The 19838-nt window shown below is 74.0% G+C and carries 16 protein-coding genes; 12 read left to right on the forward strand and 4 right to left on the reverse strand.

All coding sequences use genetic code 11. From position 1 onward, the window contains the following. Window positions 1-5 precede the first annotated feature (5 nt). On the reverse strand, window positions 6-965 hold the full coding sequence (locus ACIRQH_RS25820; RefSeq protein ID WP_358815701.1) for an ABC transporter substrate-binding protein: 960 nt from the start codon (window positions 963-965) through the stop codon (window positions 6-8). Window positions 966-1503: 538 nt separating this feature from the next. Between ACIRQH_RS25820 and ACIRQH_RS25825 the strand changes: the two genes are divergently transcribed. From ACIRQH_RS25825 to ACIRQH_RS25840, 4 genes are all read left to right on the forward strand, one after another. Then, window positions 1504-2727 carry an NADP-dependent malic enzyme gene (locus ACIRQH_RS25825; protein ID WP_358815702.1) on the forward strand — a complete coding sequence of 408 codons (1224 nt, stop codon included), beginning with the start codon at window positions 1504-1506 and terminating at the stop codon, window positions 2725-2727. A gap of 254 nt (window positions 2728-2981) precedes the next feature. Beyond that, entirely contained in the window at window positions 2982-3947 is a 966-nt protein-coding gene (locus ACIRQH_RS25830; protein ID WP_358815703.1) for a zinc-binding dehydrogenase, read from the forward strand. A gap of 150 nt (window positions 3948-4097) precedes the next feature. Beyond that, window positions 4098-4307: an HTH domain-containing protein gene (locus ACIRQH_RS25835; RefSeq protein ID WP_081219377.1), complete on the forward strand. Its 210-nt coding sequence runs from the start codon at window positions 4098-4100 to the stop codon at window positions 4305-4307. After that, window positions 4307-4879 carry a Clp protease N-terminal domain-containing protein gene (locus ACIRQH_RS25840; RefSeq protein WP_404227067.1) on the forward strand — a complete coding sequence of 191 codons (573 nt, stop codon included), beginning with the start codon at window positions 4307-4309 and terminating at the stop codon, window positions 4877-4879. Before ACIRQH_RS25835 ends, ACIRQH_RS25840 begins: the two co-directional genes overlap by 1 nt. A 794-nt stretch (window positions 4880-5673) precedes the next feature. Here the strand turns inward: ACIRQH_RS25840 and ACIRQH_RS25845 are convergent. Continuing rightward, entirely contained in the window at window positions 5674-6756 is a 1083-nt protein-coding gene (locus tag ACIRQH_RS25845; RefSeq protein ID WP_388866728.1) for a helix-turn-helix transcriptional regulator, read from the reverse strand. Window position 6757: 1 nt separating this feature from the next. Further along, window positions 6758-7753 (reverse strand): DUF4097 family beta strand repeat-containing protein, encoded by a 996-nt coding sequence (locus tag ACIRQH_RS25850; protein ID WP_358815706.1) that lies wholly within the window; start codon window positions 7751-7753, stop codon window positions 6758-6760. A 164-nt stretch (window positions 7754-7917) separates the two neighbouring features. Here ACIRQH_RS25850 and ACIRQH_RS25855 point away from each other — a divergent pair, with 164 nt between their 5' ends. Then, window positions 7918-8772 carry a hypothetical protein gene (locus ACIRQH_RS25855; RefSeq protein ID WP_358815707.1) on the forward strand — a complete coding sequence of 285 codons (855 nt, stop codon included), beginning with the start codon at window positions 7918-7920 and terminating at the stop codon, window positions 8770-8772. 95 nt (window positions 8773-8867) lie between these two features. On the opposite strand, the gene ACIRQH_RS25860 is transcribed toward ACIRQH_RS25855, so the two are convergent. Next, the gene (locus ACIRQH_RS25860) at window positions 8868-9059 is read right to left on the reverse strand and encodes a DUF6104 family protein (protein ID WP_358815708.1); all 192 of its coding nucleotides are present in this window, start codon (window positions 9057-9059) and stop codon (window positions 8868-8870) included. Between the two features lie 162 nt (window positions 9060-9221). Here ACIRQH_RS25860 and ACIRQH_RS25865 point away from each other — a divergent pair, with 162 nt between their 5' ends. The 7 genes from ACIRQH_RS25865 to ACIRQH_RS25895 all read left to right on the forward strand — a co-directional run bounded on the left by ACIRQH_RS25865 (window position 9222) and on the right by ACIRQH_RS25895 (window position 19755). Further along, the gene (locus ACIRQH_RS25865) at window positions 9222-9668 is read left to right on the forward strand and encodes a CU044_2847 family protein (RefSeq protein WP_388866721.1); all 447 of its coding nucleotides are present in this window, start codon (window positions 9222-9224) and stop codon (window positions 9666-9668) included. Further along, the gene (locus ACIRQH_RS25870) at window positions 9665-11794 is read left to right on the forward strand and encodes a trypsin-like peptidase domain-containing protein (protein WP_404227068.1); all 2130 of its coding nucleotides are present in this window, start codon (window positions 9665-9667) and stop codon (window positions 11792-11794) included. The genes ACIRQH_RS25865 and ACIRQH_RS25870 overlap by 4 nt, the downstream gene beginning before the upstream one ends. 157 nt (window positions 11795-11951) lie before the next feature. Further along, complete coding sequence (locus ACIRQH_RS25875; RefSeq protein ID WP_358815711.1) at window positions 11952-12980, forward strand: MoxR family ATPase; 1029 nt, start codon at window positions 11952-11954, stop codon at window positions 12978-12980. Window positions 12981-12987: 7 nt separating this feature from the next. Then, window positions 12988-16290 (forward strand): SAV_2336 N-terminal domain-related protein, encoded by a 3303-nt coding sequence (locus ACIRQH_RS25880; RefSeq protein WP_404227069.1) that lies wholly within the window; start codon window positions 12988-12990, stop codon window positions 16288-16290. 59 nt (window positions 16291-16349) lie between these two features. Continuing rightward, entirely contained in the window at window positions 16350-16553 is a 204-nt protein-coding gene (fxsA, locus tag ACIRQH_RS25885) for an FxSxx-COOH cyclophane-containing RiPP peptide (protein ID WP_358815713.1), read from the forward strand. 374 nt (window positions 16554-16927) lie between these two features. After that, on the forward strand, window positions 16928-18043 hold the full coding sequence (locus tag ACIRQH_RS25890; protein WP_388867070.1) for an FxsB family cyclophane-forming radical SAM/SPASM peptide maturase: 1116 nt from the start codon (window positions 16928-16930) through the stop codon (window positions 18041-18043). Further along, window positions 18040-19755 (forward strand): aKG-HExxH-type peptide beta-hydroxylase, encoded by a 1716-nt coding sequence (locus ACIRQH_RS25895; protein WP_404227070.1) that lies wholly within the window; start codon window positions 18040-18042, stop codon window positions 19753-19755. Before ACIRQH_RS25890 ends, ACIRQH_RS25895 begins: the two co-directional genes overlap by 4 nt. Window positions 19756-19838: the final 83 nt, after the last annotated feature.

The following is a 19838-nucleotide window of genomic DNA, read 5'->3' on the forward strand; positions in this document are numbered from 1 at the left end:
CGGGCTTACTTGCCGCCGTTGACGGCGGACTGCTCGATCGCGCCGGACTGGGCGCCCCACTTCTCCAGCACCTTCTGGTACGAGCCGTCCTTGATGATCGCGTCGACGGCTTCCTTCAGGACGTCACGGAGTTCGGTGTTCTTCTTGTTGAGGACGATGCCGAACGGGCCGGCGTCGTACTGCTTGTTGATGACCTCGAAGGCCTTGCCGCCGTCGGCCTTGTTGGCCAGGTCGACCGCCACCGGGTAGTCGTTGATGCCGGCGACGGCGCCGCCGGACTTCACGCGGGTCTGGGCCTCCGTGTCGTTCTCGAACGACTCGATGTTGATGGCCTTCTTGCCCGCGTCCTTACACTTCTTCGACTGGTCCTGGAGGGCCGTCTCGTACGTGGTTCCCCGCTGCACCGCGGCCGTCTGACCGCACAGGTCCTCGATGCCCTTGATGCCCTTGGGGTTGCCCTTCTTCACGTAGATGGCCGTACCGGCCGTGAAGTAGTCGACGAAGTCGACGCCCTCGCCGAGCTTCTTGCCCTTGTCGTCGAGGCCTTCCTGGCGCTGCTTGTTGTCCGTGATGGACGACATGGCGATGTCGTAGCGGCCGGAGTTGACGGCCGTGATCAGGCCGTCGAAGGAGCCCGAGGTGAAGGTGAACTTCACGCCGAGCTGCTTGGCCAGCGCGTCAGCCAGGTCGGGGTCGACGCCGACGATCTTGCCGCCGTCGGTCGACTCCATGGGGGCGTACTCGGCGTTCGTGCCGACCTTGATGACGCCCGCGTCCTGGATCTTCTTGGGCAGCTTGGAGAACAGCGGGGCACTGTTGCTCTTGGCCGACTCCGTGGAGCTGCCGCTCTTGTCGGTCTGGTCACCGCAGCCGGTGAGGATAAGGGCGCCGGCGACCGCGATCGCACCGGCCGCTGCTATCCGGGACTGCGCGGCGGTGGTACGACGGGTGGTGCGTGCGGTCATGAGGGTCCTCCGGCGGATGAGGGAGTAGCCGACAGGTCGACGAGAACACACACCTTCGGGTGTCGCGACCTCGTGTGATGACGGCATCTTGCCATTCGGACCGCGGCATTCAGGGTGCCCGCTATGTCAAAATCGGATAACGGGTGACCCCCGAACCGCCACGGGTCAGTACTGCCTGACCGGATCTTGTGCGGGAATCTCTTCTTCCGACCGGAAGATCTTCGGCGCATCCCGCGGCGCGGACGGCCGCTATTACGCGGCCTGGGCCGAATGATCCCTTGTCCTGAATTGTCAACGAATCCAGGCATGAGTCATCTCACCGGCGTGTGATCTTGGCGTTATGGACTCGTCCGCGACACGGTGCGTCGGGTAAGAAGGTTCTTTACACCCCTCATCCGGGGCTCAGGGCGCGTGTGCGGCGCGCCCGTCGCGCAGCCGCCCGTACGCAACCACGGCGGCAGGGCCTGCGCGGTGCCCGCCCACCCCTCAACCAGGAGTGGTCACCCTCAGACACTGAAGACTTAAGGGGTAAAACAAAGTGGCAGCGGAGATCGTCAATCCTCGCAGCGACAGCAGTACGGATCAGGAAGACGGGGCGGAGCCCCTCGACTCCTTCGACCCGGCTTTCGCGCTGCACCGCGGCGGCAAGATGGCTGTGCAAGCCACCGTGCCGGTCCGCAACAAGGACGACCTGTCCCTGGCTTACACGCCCGGCGTCGCGAAGGTGTGCAGCGCGATCGCCGAGCAGCCGGAACTCGTCCACGACTACACGTGGAAGTCGTCCGTGGTCGCCGTCGTGACCGACGGAACGGCCGTGCTCGGGCTCGGTGACATCGGCCCCGAGGCCTCGCTCCCCGTCATGGAGGGCAAGGCCATCCTCTTCAAGCAGTTCGGCGGCGTCGACGCGGTCCCGATCGCGCTCGCCTGCACCGGTGTCGACGAGATCGTCGAGACCGTGGCCCGGCTCGCGCCCTCCTTCGGCGGAATCAACCTGGAGGACATCTCGGCGCCCCGGTGCTTCGAGATCGAGCGGAAGCTCCAGGAGCGCCTGGACATCCCCGTCTTCCACGACGACCAGCACGGAACCGCGGTCGTCACGCTCGCCGCCCTGCGCAACGCCGCCCGGCTGACCGGACGCTCCATCGGATCGCTGCGCGCGGTGATCTCCGGTGCGGGCGCGGCCGGTGTGGCCATCGCCAAGTTCCTGCTGGAGGCGGGCATCGGCGATGTCGCGGTCGCCGACCGCAAGGGCGTCGTGTCACGCGACCGGGACGACCTCACGGACGTCAAGCGGGAGCTCGCCGAGATCACCAACAAGGCCGGGCTCTCCGGTTCGCTGGAGTCCGCTCTCGCGGGCGCCGACGTCTTCATCGGCGTCTCCGGCGGTACGGTCCCGGAGCCGGCGATCGCCTCCATGGCGGAGGGCGCCTTCGTGTTCGCGATGGCCAACCCGAACCCCGAGGTGCACCCCGAGGTCGCCCACAAGTACGCGGCCGTCGTCGCGACCGGGCGGTCGGACTTCCCGAACCAGATCAACAACGTGCTGGCGTTCCCCGGCATCTTCGCCGGTGCCCTCCAGGTCCGGGCCTCCCGGATCACCGAGGCCATGAAGATCGCCGCCGCAGAGGCGCTGGCCGCGGTCGTCGGTGACGACCTCGCCGCGGACTACGTCATTCCCTCGCCGTTCGACGAGCGGGTGGCGCCCGCGGTGACGGCCGCTGTGGCCGCCGCCGCCCGTGCGGAAGGTGTGGCCCGCCGCTGAGGCACGCGTTCGCCGTGACCCCGCCGGGAGGCTTCCTCCCGGCGGGGTCATTGTTTTCGCCCCGGCCGCCCCTGTCCCGTATCCGGGGTTGCCGCCCCCGTCACGGGACGGGGAGGGGAGGCGGGTCCGGGGGCGGGGGCGAGGGCGAAGAACGTTTGTGCTCCAGAGATGATCCGGGGCCGATCCGGGGCCGGGACGCGTGTCACACGGGAGGGCGGTTCCGCCGGGAGTGGGCGGAGCCTATCGTCGGGGCCATGTTCGCTGCCTATGCCGCCCGAATCGACCGTGACCAGCCGCTGAACGGCCTGGAGTTGGGGGAGCGTCCGGCTCCCGAACAGAGGCCTGGCTGGACCACCGTGAACGTACGGGCCGCCTCCCTCAACCACCACGACCTGTGGTCGCTGCGCGGAGTCGGTCTCGCCGAGGACAAACTCCCGATGATCCTCGGCTGCGACGCCGCCGGAGTCGACCAGGACGGCAACGAGGTCGTCCTGCACTCCGTCATCGGCCAGACCGGCCACGGGGTCGGCCCCACGGAACCCCGCTCCATCCTCACCGAGCGCTACCAGGGGACCTTCGCCGAGCAGGTCTCCGTACCGACCTGGAACGTCCTGCCCAAGCCCCGCGAGCTCTCCTTCGAGCAGGCCGCCTGCCTGCCGACCGCCTGGCTGACGGCGTACCGCATGCTGTTCACCAACTCCGGGGTACGGCCCGGCGACTCCGTGCTCGTGCAGGGCGCCGGCGGCGGTGTCGCCACCGCGGCGATCGTGCTCGGGAAGGCCGCCGGCCTGCGGATGTTCGCCACCAGCCGCGACGAGGCCAAGCGGAAGCGGGCGCTCGAACTCGGTGCGGTCGAGGCGCTGGAGTCCGGGGCGCGGCTGCCGCAGCGTGTGGACGCCGTCATCGAGACGGTCGGCGCGGCCACCTGGTCCCACTCGATCAAGTCGCTGCGTCCCGGCGGCACCGTCGTCATCACCGGCGCCACCAGCGGGGACCGGCCCTCGCACGCCGAGCTGACGCGCATCTTCTTCCTCGAACTCAAGGTCGTCGGCTCCACCATGGGCACGAAGGACGAGCTGGAGGACCTGCTGGCGTTCTGCGCCACCACCGGCGTACGGCCGGTCATCGACGAGGTGCTGCCGCTCGACCGGGCCCGCGAGGGGTTCGAGCGACTGGAGGCCGGTGACCACTTCGGCAAGATCGTGCTGACGGGGAGCTGACCGGGGACCGGCGAGAGCCGATGCGTGCGGCGGGTCCGGGTTCCGGGCCCGCCGTTTCGCTGTCCATGTCCATGTCCATGTCCGCGTCCGCGCACCCGCCCGGTGTCAATTTTGGTTGACACGGAGGTTCTGTCAACGTAAGTTGACATCATGACCGAAGCAACGGATCTTGCCGAGCGCGCGGGTGATCGCGATCCGCGGGTCGGGCTGCGGGCGGTCTCCGCGCTGCGGAGGCTGCTGGAGCAGTTGGAAGCGGTACAGGTGCGCAGTGCGCGCAATCAGGGCTGGTCGTGGCAGGAGATCGCCGCGGAACTCGGAGTGACCAGGCAGGCCGTGCACAAGAAGTACGGGAGGCAGTGATGTTCGAACGCTTCACGAAGGACGCGCGGGCCGTCGTCACGGGGGCGGTGTCGCACTCCGAGCGGGTGGGGGCCGCGACGGTGGAGGAGGAGCACCTGCTGCTCGCCCTCCTCGACCGGGAGGGAAGCCGGGGCTCCTTCGCCCTCGGGTCGCTGAGGTCGGCCGGGCCGCGGGAGTCGCTGGAACGGGACCTCGCCGAGGCCCGCCGCCGGGGCGGGCTGTCCCGTGCCGACGCGGACGCCCTCTCCGGACTCGGCATCGACCTGTCGGAGATCGTCGCCCGGGTCGAGGAGGCGCACGGCGAAGGGGCGCTGGAGAGGGGTGGGCGGGGTGTGAACGGCCGCCGTGCCGGGCGACGGCCCTTCGGCCAGAGCGCCAAGGATGTCCTGACCCGGTCCCTGCGCGTCGCCGTGGCCCGCCGGGACCGCCACATCGGAGACGAGCACCTGCTCCTGGCTGTCACCCTGCAAGGCGGCCTGGCGTCCGAGGTCCTCGCCGACCACGGCGTCACCCACGCCTCGGTGACCCGCCTGCTGTACGGAGAGGGGGGCTCGGTGGCGGAGGCGGGGTGAGGGGAGCCGGAGGGAGGGGAGCCGGAGGGAGGGGGCGAGGGGAGCGGGGCGAGGGGAGGGTGAGCCGGCGGTCGGCCGGCTCACCCGGTGCGCCGAGCCCGGTCCCCGGTGTGCGGCCTAGTGGCATCCGTCCGTGCCGGGGTGGTGACTCAGGTGCGGTCTGCCCGGGGTCGGCCGAGGTGCTCGGACCGCGCGCACGTGCCGCTCGTCCGTGAGGATGCGCCGGGCAGTGGCCGGCGCCGACAGGTGGACAGGCCGTGCCCGCCGCTCGGCTCGCGCACCGGTGGCTTCCGTCCGTGCCGGGGTGGTGACTCAGGTGCGGTCTGCCCGGGGTCGGCCGAGGTGCGCGGGCCGCGCGCGCACGTGCCGCTCGTCCGTGAGGATGCGCCGGGCAGTGGCCGGCGCCGACGGATGGACAGGGCGTGCTCGCCGTTCGGCTCGCGCACCGGTGGCTTCCGTCCGTGCCGGGGCGGTGACTCAGGTGCGGTCTGCCCGGGGTCGGCCGAGGTGCTCGGACCGCGCGCACGTGCCGCTCGTCCGTGAGGATGCGCCGGGCAGTGGCCGGCGCCGACGGATGGACAGGGCGCGCCCGGCCGCTCGGCTCGCGCACAGGTGTCCCGGGTCGGCTTCCGGCCGGCCGGCTCGCGCACCGGTGTTCCCGTTCGGCCACCGGCCGGCCGGCTCGCGCCCCCGTTCGGGCCTGGCCGGTCCGCCTGTCGGCCCGGTCGCTCGACCGGGCCTTCGGCGGACGGGGCCGGAATCCGGCCGGGATCGCGGCCGACCTGCCCGGTCGGCTACACCCGCCTGCTTCTCAGGGTCGATGCGATGTGCGCCGCCGCTGCCGACAAGTGGCGCCGGGTGTCCTGGAGTTGGGCTTCCGTCACGCCGTGGTCGCGGGACGCGTCGCGGATCTCGTCGCGGAAGCGGTCCAGGAGGCGGTCCAGGTCGCGGGCCGGGTTGCCGGTGGAGTCCTCGTGGGCCCAGGAGGGTTCGTACTCCGCGGGGAAGTCCTCCGGGGTGGCCGTGTACTCCGGCTCGGCGGGGGCGCCGGACGGGGTGCGGCCGAAGCCGAACTCCTTGCCGAAGTCCTTCCCCAGGTCCTTGCCGAAGTTCTTCCCGAAGTCGCCGAACTCCTTGGCGAGTTCGGTCAACCCCTCGCGGACGCCCGTCGGCCAGTCGCCCCGCGCGAAGTGGTCCTGAACCTGGTCCTGGACGCGCTTGGCCATGCGCTGCATCTCCTCCTGCGCCTGGGCGCGGGCCCGCTCCTGGGCCTCCTTGGCCTGGCGGCGGGCGCGCTGGGCCTCGTCACGGGCGCGGCGGCTCTCGTCCTTCGCGCGGCGGGCCTGCTCCTTCCACTCCTGCCGGACGCGCCGCATCTCCTCCTTGGCCGCCCGCCAGGACTCCCTGTCCTGGAAGTCGTCCACGCCGCCGGAGCCACCCGCCGCGGAGTCGTGCCGCTCGGCGCCGGCCGCGCCCTTCGCGCCGCCGCGCCGTGCCTCCGTGGCCGCGGCCCGCATCTCGCGTCGCAGGTCACCGGCCGCGCCTCGCACGTCGGCGCGGATCTCCGCCGCCAGCTCCGCGACGGATTCGCGGATCTCCAGTTCGAGGTCGGCCAGCTCGCCACTGCGGTCGGCCAGTTCGGCGCGGCCCGCGTCGGTGATCGCGTACACCTTGCGGCCGCCCTCGGAGGTGTGCGTGACGAGCCCCTCGGCCTCCAGCTTGGCGAGCCGGGGATAGACGGTGCCCGCCGAGGGTGCGTACAGCCCCTGGAAACGCTCCTCCAGGAGCCGGATCACCTCGTACCCGTGGCGCGGCGCCTCCTCCAGCAGCTTGAGGAGGTACAGGCGCAGTCGGCCGTGGGCGAAGACGGGAGCCATCTCAGAGCACCTTCTTGTCGGTCGGGGTGTCGGCCGGGCGGCCTTCGCCGGAACCGTCGCTCGCGGTGGCGTCGTCCGGTCCTGCCGTCCCGGGGCCGTCCGTGCCCTTCGTCAGGTCGGTGGCCTCGGGAGTGCCCGTGGGCCTCGGGGGGTCCGTGGCCTTCGGGGCGTCCTCGAAGGGTTCCTCCTCCGCCGGGGGCCGGCGCAGCAGGGCGATGGAGCCCGAGACGGTCACCGCCTTCAGCCGGCCGTTGCCCGCGCCGAGCCGGCCGGTGATCTTCTTGGCGCCCCACTGGCCGCCGACGCGGAGGTCCTCGAAGGCGCTGGAGACGGTACCGCTCGCGGTGTTGGCCTCCACCTCCGCGTCCGCCGGGTGCGGGAGCCGTATGGCGATCTCGCCCGAGACGTTCGACAGCTGGACGTCCGTCGGGGCGCCCGTGGCGTCGAGGTCGACGATCATCGAGCCGCTCACCGACTCGGCCCGCACGGAGGAGCCGGAGCCCTCGACGACGGTCAGGTCGCCCGAGACGGAGTTGAAACGCAGGTCGCCCGTGACGGCCTGGGCCTCCAGGTTTCCGGAGACGGTGGTGACGTGGGTCGGGCCGGCGACGCGGACGAGGGTCGTGTCACCGCTGACGCCCTTCACCTCGACCCGTCCGTCCACTCCGGAGAGCACGGCGGCGGCGCCCACCACGCCCACCTCGACGCGGGTGCCGGCCGGAACGGCCAGCGAGACCACCGCCGAGCGGCGCCAGCCCTTGGTGTCGAACCACTTGAGGAAGCCCTTCCAGGGCAGATCCTCATAGGCCACGGTGAGCGTGCCGTCCTTGTGGGCGACCTGGAGCGGAGGCCCCTCCAGTTCGGACACTTCCAGGCGCGCGGAACCCTCGTCGGTCCCCACGACGTTCACTGTTCCGTTGACGACGCGCACGCGCAGCGTCGTCACCGGGTCGTCGAAGGAGAGCTTCTTCGGCTCTGCCACGGACCACTCGGACATGGTGCAGACCTCCTCGACCGGGCCGGACCCGCTGGCGGGCCCGAACTCGACGCGCCATATCGCGTCTAGCGCTATTCACGATATATCGCGGATACGGAAAGTCAAGACACCCGTTCCGGTGCCATCGCTGCGCTGAAGTGGGCAAATCCCCCTAAAGTGGCACCATGTCGACTGCCTCCGGCACGCCATGGGACGACCGCCCGCCGGACCGGCGTCCGGCCCGGGCCCCTGGCGCCCTCCTGCTGTGCCGGGCCCGTCCCGAGGCCGTCGGCCCGGCGGCCACGCTGCTGCGCGAGCGGATGGTGCTCGCCGGAGCGGGGGCCGAGTGGAGCCTGCTGGTTCCCGAGGGAAAGCCCTGGCAGGACAGTGCGGAACCCGTCGACCGCGTGCTCACCGGCTGGGCCACGGCACTGGCCGTGGGCGCCCCCTGGCCCGTCCTCGCCCTGTGGTGGGACACCGACCGCAGCGGCTTCTCCCTGGCGTCCGGATTCCGCCGGCCGGTGGGCTACGAATGGCTCGCCGACGGCACCCCGGTCGGCGAGGACGAGGCGATGCGCACCTTCGCCGCCCGCCTCGGGCTCGACCCGGTCCTCGACGTGCAGGCCCTGGAGCCGCTGACACGACCCGATCCGGAGGCCGACGCCCCGGCACGCGTACGGGGGCTGCTCGCCGTCCTCACGCGCGCGGAGCTGCTCCTCCCGGCCGGTCTCGCCCCGGGGGAGCCCGCCGACCGGCTCCGTGGCGCCGCCCGGATCCTGCCCGACGCGGAACAGGTCGAGTGGGCCGGCTGGCGCGGCGCCGTCGGAGCCGAACTCGACGTCGTGGAGCGCGGCGCCCTCGGACCCTGGCTGCGCGGTCGGCGAGCCCGCGCCCTCGCCGTCGCCCAGCTGGCGCTGGGCCTCCCGCTCACCGCCTGGGGACTGCGGCACCGCGGCGGCGGCTGGATCGTCGCCGGTTCGGTCCTGACGGCCCGCGGCGCCCTCGGCCTCGCGTACGACCGCCTGCGCGCCCGCTCCTGACAGCCCCCTCGCGAGGGCCGGCTGCCTCGGACGGACGTGAGCCGACGAGGGCAAGAGGTCAGGCCGGACGAGGGGCCGCGGACCGGACGAGGGGCTTACTCCTCGTCCTCCTCGTCCTCGTCGTCGTCCAGCCGGGCCAGCCACGTCGCCAGCCGCTCCACCGGGACCTCGAAGTCCGGGTTGAGGTCGACGAACGTACGCAACTGCTCGGCGAGCCACTCGAAGGTGACCTCTTCCTCGCCGCGCCGCTTCTCAAGTTCCTCGATGCCGCGGTCGGTGAAGTACATGGATGGTGCTCCGTCGGTGCAGGGGAAGTGGAACGCTGGGACGCGCTGGGAAAAGGATAGGCGGGCCGCTGTGCCCGTGAAGGGCCTCTGTCGTGTGCGGGGACCTGCGGCTAGCCTGCGAGGTCGGCGGTACCACGGGGGCGTGGGGGAACGGGGGATGCCATGGGTGACGCAGTGACCCGGATCGCACGGATCGAGATGCCGGACGGGACACCGGTGTGGGCCCGGATCACGGGCGCCGACGAGCTGGAGGAACAGTCCGGCGAGCTGTCCCTGTCGGACGTCGCCTTCGGAGACCGGGTCGAGGCCCAGGTCGAGAGCCTGCATGCGGTCATCACCAGCGTCGCGCGCTCCCTCGCGGCGCCGCTGCGTGCCGTACGGCCCGACGAGGTGAGTGTCGAGTTCGGCATCGAGCTGACCGCGAAGGCCGGCAAGGTGGTCGGCCTGCTGGCGGACGGCGAGGCCAAGGCCGGCATCACCGTGACGCTCACGTGGAACGGCGGCCCGCCGGACCTGGACGACACCGCGGCCATCCCGCACGCGGGCGCGTCTCCCGGCGCCCCGGCGCACGGCGGCGCCGACGACGCCCCCGGCGGGGGCGGAGCATGAGGGACGGGCACGCCCCGGGAGCACCGGGCGGCCCGGGCAACGGCCACCGTGCGCTGCACGACCTCGTCATGGCGGCCACCGTACGCATCCATCGCGCGGCTGCCGGGTATGCCCTGGACGAACCCGGCACGTTCCTCGGGAGCGGCTTCTTCATCGCTCCGAACTGGGTTCTGACCTGCGCGCACGTGGTCCGGAGCGGGGAGGGGGACGAGGTGACGGTGGTGTACGAGACAGGGCCGGGCCGGGGCACGTCCGCCGTCGCCGGAGTGGTGGCGACGGCCCTCCCGGAACACGTGGACCTCCCCGCGCGCGGCACCTGGCCCTCTCCCGACCTCGCCCTGGTGCGCCTGAGCGAACCCGTGGACCACGACTGCGCCTACGTCACCGAACGCCCGGCGGCCTACTACGAGGAGGCCGTCGTCCTCTACTCCGGCTGGTCCGTGGTCGGCGGGGAACTGCGCCGGCTGAGCGGCACCTGCACGGTGCAGGGCACCCTCGGCGGCTGGTCCGACGACGAGCAGATCCGGCTGGGCGGCGACGTGCTGCCGCCCGGCGTCTCGGGCGGCCCCGTCGTCGATCCCGTACGCGGTGAGGTCGTCGGCGTCCTCAAGTCGCGCGCGGACCGCGGACTCGGGGGCACCTGCACCGGGGTCGAGCAGTTACGGTCCCTGCCGGTGCCCGCCGAGGAGCCGCGTGCCGAGCACGATGACAGCTACCAGGCCGTCTTCCACGCCCATGACCGCTACCACCGGGACCGGCAGCGCCATCCCGACACCGACCGCAGCACCTGGGCCGACGTGCAGAACCAGCTCGGAGCCCGCCCCGGCCGGGCACTGAGCCCCGAGGAGCGGACCCAGCTGCTCGGCCGACTCGCCGACCTGCCGCCGCCGGTCAGCACCCGCGCCCTCCTCGGCCTGCTCGAATCCCTCCTCGGCGACCAGACCGCGATCCCGCACCCGGCGCCGCGCGGCTGGCGCGACGGACTCGGCGCGCTGTACGAGAGCTCCCGCCAGGACGCCGCACTGGACCTCGTCCTCGACTACGCGATGCGGGCCATGTCCGCCGAGCGGCCCTTCGTCACCCCGGGGACCCAGGCCGCCGAGCGGGCCCTGTGGGAGTGGGTGCGGCAGACCGCCGAGGGCCGACCGGGCCCCGGCTACCGGCGCCGCCTGGGCCAACAGTGGATCGAGCGGCTCCAGTTGCCGCCGCGCGGTCCGTCGGCGGCCGGGGCAGGGGCGGCGCGCGCCCCGGTGCGGAGCGCCGACCGTGCGCCCCGGCTGTTCGTCCTGCTCGAACTGGAGCAGCTCGGCTGGGAGCCGGGCCGTTGCGACTGGCACGTGGCGGTCGGCCGGCCGACCGGCGAGGTGGTGCGGCTGCGCGACGGCGAACGCACCGTGCTGGAGGACCTGCCGGCCGTCCTCGCACCGGCCCTCGCGGAGGCCTTCCGCCAGTGCGACGAACCCGGACGGCCCGCCGACCTCCAGGTCGCGCTGCCCCATCTGCTGCTCGGACTCGACGTCGACGCCTGGCAGTTGGGCGCCGACGAGCCGCCGCTCGGCGCGTACCGCCCCGTCGTCGTGCGCTGCGCCGACCGGGAACAGCTGCCCGACCCCGGCGACGGGAGCGGCCTGCCGGACGGGAAGGAGGGACCGCTGCCAGAGGAGGAGCGGGACGAGCGGGAGGCGCGCTGGAAGTGGATCCACACGCACGGCGCCCAGGCCGAAGTCCTCGACTGCGAGGACGGGTTGCGGGTGCCCGTCCCCGCCGCGGAGTCGCTGCGCGGGCTGCCGCACCGGACCGTCCCGGTGCTCTGCCGGTACGGCGACCACCGCTTCGAGGACGACCGGGTGGCGCTCGTACGGATCGTGCACGGCGGGTACGGGGTGGCCCTGTGGCGGCGCTGGCGCGGGCAGGCCGACGCGGTCTGTGGCGAGTTCCACCGCAGAGCCGGCGACGCGGTGGCCGGCGCGGGCGGCGCGGACCGGCTCCCCGAGCTGGTGCACGCCCTGCGGGCCGGGTTGCGCGCGGGCAAACCGGAGACCTACTGGGCCGACGGGATCGCCCTCTTCTACGACGACCCCCGCCGGCCCCTGCCCGGCACCGGAGACCTGCTGGAGGCGCCGTGACCGCACCGGCCGGGGCGCGGCCCCGCGATGCGCCGGGAGAGCCCAAGTGGGCTGCCGTGAGCCCGCCTTGGGACCTTACGAGGCCTCCCGAGGGTCGATACGGTGATGCAGACTCCGACGGCTGCCGTGGTGGACGAGTGACGACGAGGACTGGGCAATGACCGAATCCAGCGAGTGGCTCATCTACCGGGGCGCCGGCGAACCCCACGACGGCCTGGACCGCCTTCCGGCCCCGCCGCCGTGGCGCGACTTCGCGAGCCGGGACACGGCCGGAGCCGGCGCCGACGGCTCCGAGGACCGCAGGCTGGGCGCGCACCGGCATCTGGCCGAACTGCACCGGCCCGGCGCCGAGGAGCTGGAGATGATCAACGCGGCGCTGTACCTGCGCCGCCCGCTGCTCGTCACCGGCAGCCCCGGCGCGGGCAAGAGCACCCTCGCGCACTCGGTGGCCTACGAACTCGGCCTGGGCAACGTGCTGCGCTGGCCCATCGTCAGCCGGTCCACGCTCCAGGACGGGCTGTACCACTACGACGCCATCGCCCGGCTCCAGGACGTGCAGATCGCCGCCCCCCAGGGCGCCGGCCCGGCCACGCCCGGCGCCCCCGGCTCCGTCGAGGCCATCGGCAGCTACATCCGGCTCGGCCCGCTCGGCACCGCCCTGCTCCCGTCCGACACCCCGCGCGTGCTGCTCATCGACGAACTCGACAAGAGCGACATCGACCTGCCCAACGACCTCCTGAACGTCCTGGAGGAGGGCGAGTTCGCGATCCCCGAGCTGGAGCGCGTCGCCGATCGGCTGCCCGGCGGCGAGGCCGAGGTGCTCACCGCCGACGGCGGCAAGGCACGGGTCCGCGACGGACGGGTGCGCTGCCGCGCCTTCCCCTTCGTGGTCCTCACCAGCAACGGCGAGCGCGACTTCCCGGCCCCGCTGATGCGCCGCTGCATCCACCTCGAACTCGGCCGCCCGGACCACAAGCGGCTCGCCACCTTCGTCCGCGCCCACCTCGGCGACGAGGCCGCCCGCGCAGGGGACGATCTCATCACCCACTTCCTGGAGCGCTCGCGCAGCGAACTCGTCGCCGCCGACCAGCTCCTGAACGCCATCTACCTCACGGACGCGGCCGCCCCGCCCAGCCGCGACCGGCTCGCCGACCTGCTCATCCAGCGACTCGACCGCCCGAGGTGACGCGCTGATGCCCGGCGGCGACCCGATCGCCGAACTCATCGCCCGGATGCGGCAGATCGGGCTCGATCCCGACGCCGGACAACTGGCCGACGCGCTCTGGCTGGCGCGCTGGTCCCGTCCGACGGACGCCGTGGAGCGCGGGCGGGGGAGCGCGCCGCCGGACGTCGCGCTGACGCCGGGCGACGGTCCGCTTCCCGTGCGGCCCGATCCGCGGGACACCGGCCGGCCGCCGCCCGGCGACGGGACCGGGTCGCCCCGGCAGGACCCCGGCACGGACCGGCGCGTCGCGCTGTACCCGGTGCCGCGGGACGGCGCGCCCCGCGGACCCGTGCGAGGCCGTGCGGCGGAGCTGCCGGTCGGCGTACCGGCAGCGCCCGCGTTCCCCTCCCCACTCGAACTCCAGCGCGCCTTACGCCCGTTACAGGGATACCGGACCGCCGCGCCGCCCCTGCGCACCGCCCTCGACGAGACGGCCACCGCCGAACTCAGCGCCCGCGCGGGCGGATTGGTCCTCCCGGTGTTCCGTGGTGTCACCCGCGCCGACGCGGCGCTCCAACTGGTGATGGACGCCTCCTCGTCGATGCGCGTGTGGGACCGCATGTTCACCGAACTGGAGCAGGTCTTCGGCCAGTTGGGCGCCTTCTGGGGAATCGAGGTCAGCCATCTGCACCAGGGGCCCGACGGCGAGCCCGCGGTCAGCCGAAGCCCCGAGCCCGGCGTCGCCCCGCTGCACTCCGCCGACCGGCTCAGCGATCCCACCGGCCGTCGGGTCACCCTCCTCGTCAGCGACTGCGCGGGTCCCCTGTGGCACAGCGGCCGCGCCCACCGGCTGCTCCACCACCTGTCCCGGCTCGGCCCCGTCGCGGTGCTCCAGCCACTCCCGCAGCGCATGTGGAACCGCACCCGGCTCCCGGTCTCCTACGGCCGCCTGACACGCGGCGAAGCCCTCGCGGGTGCCGCCACGCTGAAGGTCCGCCTCCCCGCCGGAACGGTGCCTGAGGCACGCGCGGGCGCCCTGCCGGTGCCCGTCCTGCCCCCCGAGCCCACCGCCCTCGGCGCCTGGGCGCGGCTGCTGTCCGGGGCCGGAGCGGGACCCGTCGCCGGCGCGGTCGGATGGGTCCGTCACGACCACGGACCGGCCCAGGGACCCCGCGCCGGGCGACGGCTGTCCGGACTGGAACTGGTCAGCCGGTTCCGGTCCAACGCCTCCAAGGCCGCCGGCAGGCTCGCCGGCTACCTCGCGGCGGCCCCTCTCAGCCTCCCCGTGATGCAGCTCGTCCAGCGCACCATGCTCCCCGACTCCGGGCCCTCCGAACTGGCGGAGGTCCTGCTCAGCGGACTGGTCTCGCGCGCCAAGGCCGAGGACCACGGCGAGGACGGCGCCCAGTGGTACGAGTTCGCGCCGGGCGTGCAGGAGGCCCTGCTGTCGCCCCTGGGCCGCGACGAGGCCATGCTCGTCCTCAAGCACTGCTCCGAGTACATCGCGCACCGCTTCGGCAGGGGTGGCCCCAACTTCCCCGCCCTGGCGCTCGCCCAGCTCGGCGACGGCGGCTCCGGGCGGCCGTACCCGCCCGGCACCGGATACGCGGGCGAGAACGGCGACAACGGCGGTGCCACCCTCGTACCGCAGCCCTTCGCCGAGGTCGCCGCCCGGGTGCTGGAGCGGTTCATGCCGCTGCCCGAACAGTTCGCGCTGTACGGCGGGCGCGGCCGCGACGACCTGCCCGGCGGCCGGCCCACGCACCCCGCGGTGATCCGGGCCCGCTCCCTGGCCGGCCAGTTCGACAGCGACGGCATGGTGCAGGACCTCATCGACGCCGTCCAACTGCTGCGCGGCGCCACCGAACACGAACGGCCCGCGGGCGCCGACCCGGAACTGTGGGCCGAGTACGCCACCCGCGTGCTGCGGCTGTGGGAGGTGCAGGGCGGCGCCGACCTGCTGCGCGAGGCGGAGGCCGCCGCCGAACGGGCCGTCGCGCACCCCCGGGCCCTGCGCGAACGCGCCGCCCTCGCCCGGGTACTGCACGCCGCCGCCACCGACCGCAGGCGGCGCGGCGACCGGCGCGGCGCGCTCGACCTGCTGCGCCGCGCCGACCGCGAGTACGCGGTGGCCTGCGCCGCGCCCGGCCTGGAGGACGCCGAGGCCCTGCGACTCACCCTGGAACGGGTCCGCGCCCTGGAGGCGCAGTGGCGCCTCGGCGGCGACAGCGCCCTCCTGCAGGGCGCGGTCGGCATGCTGGAGGCGTTCGCCGACGCCTGGCCCGACGAGCAGCCCCGACCGCCCGAACTGCCGCTCGCCCACGGCCGCGTGCTGTTGCGCCTCTCGGGCGCCACGGCCGACCACGAACAGGCCAGGCTCTACGCGGAACAGGGCGCCCACTCCCTGCGCGCCGCCCTCGAACCCGGCCCCGCAAGCGCGACCGGCGTCGCCGCCGAGACCGCGCGCGTCCGGATACTCCTCGACCTCGTCGACGCGGTCCTCCGGTCCGGCGGCCCGCTCGACGACGCCCGCACCCACGTCGACGAGGCGCTCGGCCTGACCCGCGACCAGGGACTGCGCGCCGCCCTGCACGTGCGGGCCGGCCGCATTCACGTCGCCCGGTACGCGGAGAGCGGCGACCCCCGTGAACTCCAGGACGCCGCCGACCGGTTCCAGCAGGCGTCCCGCGGCGTGCCCCGGGACGCCCCCGCGCACGCGGACGTCCTGGCCGAATGGGGAGAGGCCCTGCTGCACCGCGCGGTCCTGGACCGCGGACCCGAGTCGCTGTCCCGGGCCATCCGGGTGCTGCGCGACTGCCGCGCCGAGACCCCGGCGGGCAGCCGCGATCTCGCCCACCGCCTGCTGCTGCTCGGCCGCGCGCTGATGCTGCGCTACCGCGCCCGCGGCGACCGGGTCGACCTGCGGGAGGCCGAGCACCTTCTCGGGCTCGCGGCGCTGGAGGAGGGCCCGCCGCTGACCACCGCGCGCTGCTGGCTGGAGCTCGGGCAGGCGCAGTTCGAGGCGTACCAGAGCCTCGGTCGCAAGGCGCGTCTCGACGAGGCCATCGACGCCTTCCGGGCCGCCGCCGAGACGGCGCGCGACGCCGAGGGCGAGGCGGAGACGGACCGTGAGCGCCAGGAGGCCGTGGAACTGGGGGCGCGGGCACAGCACTGGCGGGGTATGTCCTACGAGGCGGCGGCACGGCCGCGGGCCGCGCGCGAGGCCTACCGGGCCGCACGGGCCGAGTGGTCCCGGTTCCCGGAGGGCGCCCTGAGCACGGGCGAGCCGACGGCCCGGCAGACGGCGCAACGGCTGGCCGAGCTGGAGTGAGCGAGCAGGTGCCCGCCGGCGTCCGCCGGTGCGGCGACAGGGAAGCCTAGGGGGAAGACATGGGCGTACGGGACGAAGCACGGGACGCGGACGTCACGGAGGACCGGCCGCCGGGGCCGGCGGAGTTGCCCGATCTGCTGGAACTGGACCTCGCGGAACTGCGCGCGGTCCGGCACCCGGTGCTGGACGAGGTGCTGGCCGATCTGCGGGAACGGGCCGCACAGCCCAGCGAGATCCTCTGGGGGTTCAACAACTCCTTCTGAAGGGCGCGAAGGACGTGTGGAACGCCGACGCGGTCGCGCAAGACGTCAGTTCCGGTCCGCTCCGGTGACTGAACCGGACAACTTCCGGCGCGCCGCGTTTGTGTCCGGGCCCCGCCCGGGAATGCCGCCCCGTACGGGCAGGGGCCGAGGCGCGGTGCGCGCCGCGGAACCGCGGGGCCGTACGTCATGGGGGTGCCGGAGTGTCGGAAGAGGTGACCTCCGCGATCCCCACGACGTCCACCCCGCACCGGGACACCCCACATCCCGGTCCGCGCGCCACCGCGACCTCCCGCCCGCCGGGTCCCGCCCCGTCGCACGCCGACGCGGCCCACCCCGGTGAACCGCCCTTCCCCTTCCGGCAGTTCATCGTCAAGATGCACGGCCGCTGCAACCTCGCCTGTCGCTACTGCTATCTCTACGAGGGCCCCGACCACGGCTGGCGCGCCCGCCCCGCCGCCACCCCGCCCGCCGTCCTGGAACACACCGCGCGGCGGATCGGTGAACACGCCCGCGCCCACGGCTCGACCGCCCTGTCCCTGGTCCTGCACGGCGGCGAACCGCTGCTCGCCGGCGTCGGCACCCTCGCCCGGTTCACCGACCGGGTCCGCCACCTGGTCCCGGACGACTGCACGGTGCACGCCACCGTCCAGACCAACGCCACCCTGCTCACCGAACGCCGGCTCGCCGTCCTCGCCCGGCACGGCATCCGCGTCGGCATCAGCCTGGACGGCGGCCTGCCCGAGCACAACACGCTGCGCACCGACCGCGCCGGACGCCCCTCCTGGCCCGCGGCCACCCGGGGCGCCCGCCTGATCGCCGCACACCACCCGCGGGCGTACGCCGGAATCCTCACCGTCGTGGACCCCACGACGGACCCGGTCGAGCTGTACGAGTCACTGCTCGCGCTGCGGCCACCCGCCCTCGACCTGCTGCTCCCGCACGGCAACTGGTCGGCCCCGCCGCTGCGTTGGGCCGTCGGCGCGACTGCTTACGGGGACTGGCTGTGCGCGGTCTTCGACCGCTGGTGGGGGGCGGGGCGGCGGGAGACGCGCGTCCGGCTCTTCGAGGAGTGCCTCGCGCTGCTCCTCGGGCTGCCCGCCGCCACCGAGTCGCTCGGCCTCGCACCGTTCGACGCCGTCGTCGTGGAGACCGACGGCTCCATCGAACAGGTCGACTCCCTGAAGTCCTGTTACGCGGGGGCGGCGGAGACCGGACTCGACGTCTTCCGGCACGGCTTCGACGAGGCTCTCGGCCACCCCGGGATCGCCGCCCGGCAGGCTGGCGCCGCCGCGCTCTCGGCCGACTGCAGGGCCTGCCCGCTGCTCACGGTCTGCGGCGGCGGGCACTACGCGCACCGCTACCGGGCCGGGCGGGGCTTCGCCAACCCGTCCGTCTACTGCGCCGACCTCCAGCGCTTCATCCGGCACGTCGCGGGGAGACTGGCCGGGGCCGTCACCGTCCCCGCCGCTTCCGAAGGGGGCTTCCCGTGATCCTGCCGCCGGTTCCGGAGCGGGCCCTGACCGAACTGGGCCGCACCGAAGGCGGCCCCGAGACCCTCGGGCTGCTCGTGCGCGACCAGCACACCCGGCGGCTGCTCCTGCTCCGCGCGGTCCTCGACGCCGCGGAGGCCGCCGGCCCGCGACTCCTGCCCGCCGCCGCCCTGAACCGGCTGCACGAGGACTGGGCCCTCCTGGAGGAGGTGGAACGCCTGGAGCGGGCCGCCCGCCGCGCGCGCGGGGCGGCCGGTCCGGGCCCCGAAGCGAGGCCGGTCCCCGGCGCCGGGACAGGTGAAGTGGGCGCACTTACGGGGGTGTTCGGCCCCGCGGGCGGTGTCGTGTCCGAGCCCCCGGCCGGACGGCCCGCCCGGCACGCGGATGCCTTCGTGTCCGAGCCGCCGGCCGAACGGGCCACCGGTGACGAGAACGGCCAGGTCCCGGCGGACCGCGCGCCGTCGCCGTCCCGCCCCCCGCACCGGACCGGCCACAACACCTCCGCCCCCGCTCTCCCCGTCCCACACCCGACCGGCGTCCGGTCCCTGCTCCTGCACCCCTTCACCGGCCCCTGGGCCCGTGACGCCCTGCGCGGACTCGGCACCGCGACCGGCCCCGGCACCGAGCGCGATCCCGGTGAACCGGCCCGCGCGCTCGCCCACTTCGGGGCGCTCGCCGCCGTGGCCGCCGTCCGCGCCGGGGTGTCCTGCGCCGTACGCCTCAGCGCGCGCGACGGCGTCCTCACGCTGCCCTCTCTCGGGGCGCTGCGCACCGGCTGTCCCGGGGACACCGAGGTGTGCCTCGTGCACCGGCGGGGACGGCTGACGTTCCGGCGGCCGGGCGAGGCCGACGTGGTCGTCCACGTGCAGAGCGGCGTCGGCGCGTGGTCGGAGGCGGCGGCCTGGACACCCGCGTACGCGCTGCCGGGGCTGCTGCCGGGCTCCGCGCCCGTGCCGCTCGACGACCTCGACCCCTACCGGACGGCGCGCGGCGGGCCCCGGCCGCACACGCTCAGCGGCCCCGTCACCCTCGACGACGCCGACCGCAAGCACTGGCTGCACGCCTGGTCCGGCACGGCGGCGGCGCTCGGTCTCGGCGGCGAGCGGCGCCTCACGGAAGCGGCGGCCCTGCTGCGCTGCCTCGTCCCCCTCTCCGCACCCCCCGGGGCGGTGCAGGGCCGGGCGGGCGGCAGTTGCAGCGGCACCCGCCGTGAGGCCTTCGGTGCCGTCCTGAGCAGCGCTCCGGCGACCGCCACCGCCTTTGCCGCGACCCTCGTCCACGAGATACAGCACACCAAACTCGCCGCGCTCGGCGACATGATGACGCTCCATCACGCCGACGGCGAGGCACGGCACTTCGCGCCCTGGCGGCCCGACCCGCGCCCGTACGACGGTCTGTTGCAGGGTGCCTACTCCCACCTGGCGCTGGCCGACTTCTTCCAGCGCACCGCGCTCGCCGCCCGGCACCCCGCCGAGCGGGACGCAGCCTGGGCCCGGCACGCCCGCTACCAGGAGCAGGTCGGGGCCGTCCTGCCCGCGCTCGTCGGATCCGGCGATCTCACCACGCGGGGACGCCAGTTCGTCGACCGCATGGTCGAGGTGTACGAACGGCTCGCCGAGCAGCCGGCGCCGCGCGGCCAGACGGCGCGGGCCACCGCCTACGTACGGGCCGCCCGCACGCTGTGGACACAGCGGCACACGCCCCGCCGGTGAATGCCTTCACGCCACCGGCCGGATCGAGCCATCCTCGCCGAAAGCCGCGGCTTCCCGGACGCGGGACCCTCCGTGCGCCAAGA

Origin of the sequence: Streptomyces sp. NPDC102279 (assembly GCF_044766365.1) — a bacterium.
Classification (GTDB): Bacteria; Actinomycetota; Actinomycetes; order Streptomycetales; family Streptomycetaceae; genus Streptomyces.

Excerpts from the sequence above, each read along its gene's own strand:
- ACIRQH_RS25830 (WP_358815703.1), top strand. The coding sequence starts at position 2,982 with ATGTTCGCTGCCTATGCCGCCCGAATCGACCGTGACCAGCCGCTGAAC.
- ACIRQH_RS25875 (WP_358815711.1), top strand. The coding sequence starts at position 11,952 with ATGACCGAATCCAGCGAGTGGCTCATCTACCGGGGCGCCGGCGAACCC.
- ACIRQH_RS25850 (WP_358815706.1), bottom strand. The coding sequence starts at position 7,753 with ATGTCCGAGTGGTCCGTGGCAGAGCCGAAGAAGCTCTCCTTCGACGAC.
- ACIRQH_RS25840 (WP_404227067.1), top strand. The coding sequence starts at position 4,307 with ATGTTCGAACGCTTCACGAAGGACGCGCGGGCCGTCGTCACGGGGGCG.
- ACIRQH_RS25855 (WP_358815707.1), top strand. The coding sequence starts at position 7,918 with ATGTCGACTGCCTCCGGCACGCCATGGGACGACCGCCCGCCGGACCGG.
- ACIRQH_RS25865 (WP_388866721.1), top strand. The coding sequence starts at position 9,222 with ATGGGTGACGCAGTGACCCGGATCGCACGGATCGAGATGCCGGACGGG.
- ACIRQH_RS25835 (WP_081219377.1), top strand. The coding sequence starts at position 4,098 with ATGACCGAAGCAACGGATCTTGCCGAGCGCGCGGGTGATCGCGATCCG.
- ACIRQH_RS25870 (WP_404227068.1), top strand. The coding sequence starts at position 9,665 with ATGAGGGACGGGCACGCCCCGGGAGCACCGGGCGGCCCGGGCAACGGC.
- fxsA (WP_358815713.1), top strand. The coding sequence starts at position 16,350 with ATGGGCGTACGGGACGAAGCACGGGACGCGGACGTCACGGAGGACCGG.
- ACIRQH_RS25820 (WP_358815701.1), bottom strand. The coding sequence starts at position 965 with ATGACCGCACGCACCACCCGTCGTACCACCGCCGCGCAGTCCCGGATA.
- ACIRQH_RS25880 (WP_404227069.1), top strand. The coding sequence starts at position 12,988 with ATGCCCGGCGGCGACCCGATCGCCGAACTCATCGCCCGGATGCGGCAG.
- ACIRQH_RS25890 (WP_388867070.1), top strand. The coding sequence starts at position 16,928 with ATGCACGGCCGCTGCAACCTCGCCTGTCGCTACTGCTATCTCTACGAG.
- ACIRQH_RS25845 (WP_388866728.1), bottom strand. The coding sequence starts at position 6,756 with ATGGCTCCCGTCTTCGCCCACGGCCGACTGCGCCTGTACCTCCTCAAG.
- ACIRQH_RS25860 (WP_358815708.1), bottom strand. The coding sequence starts at position 9,059 with ATGTACTTCACCGACCGCGGCATCGAGGAACTTGAGAAGCGGCGCGGC.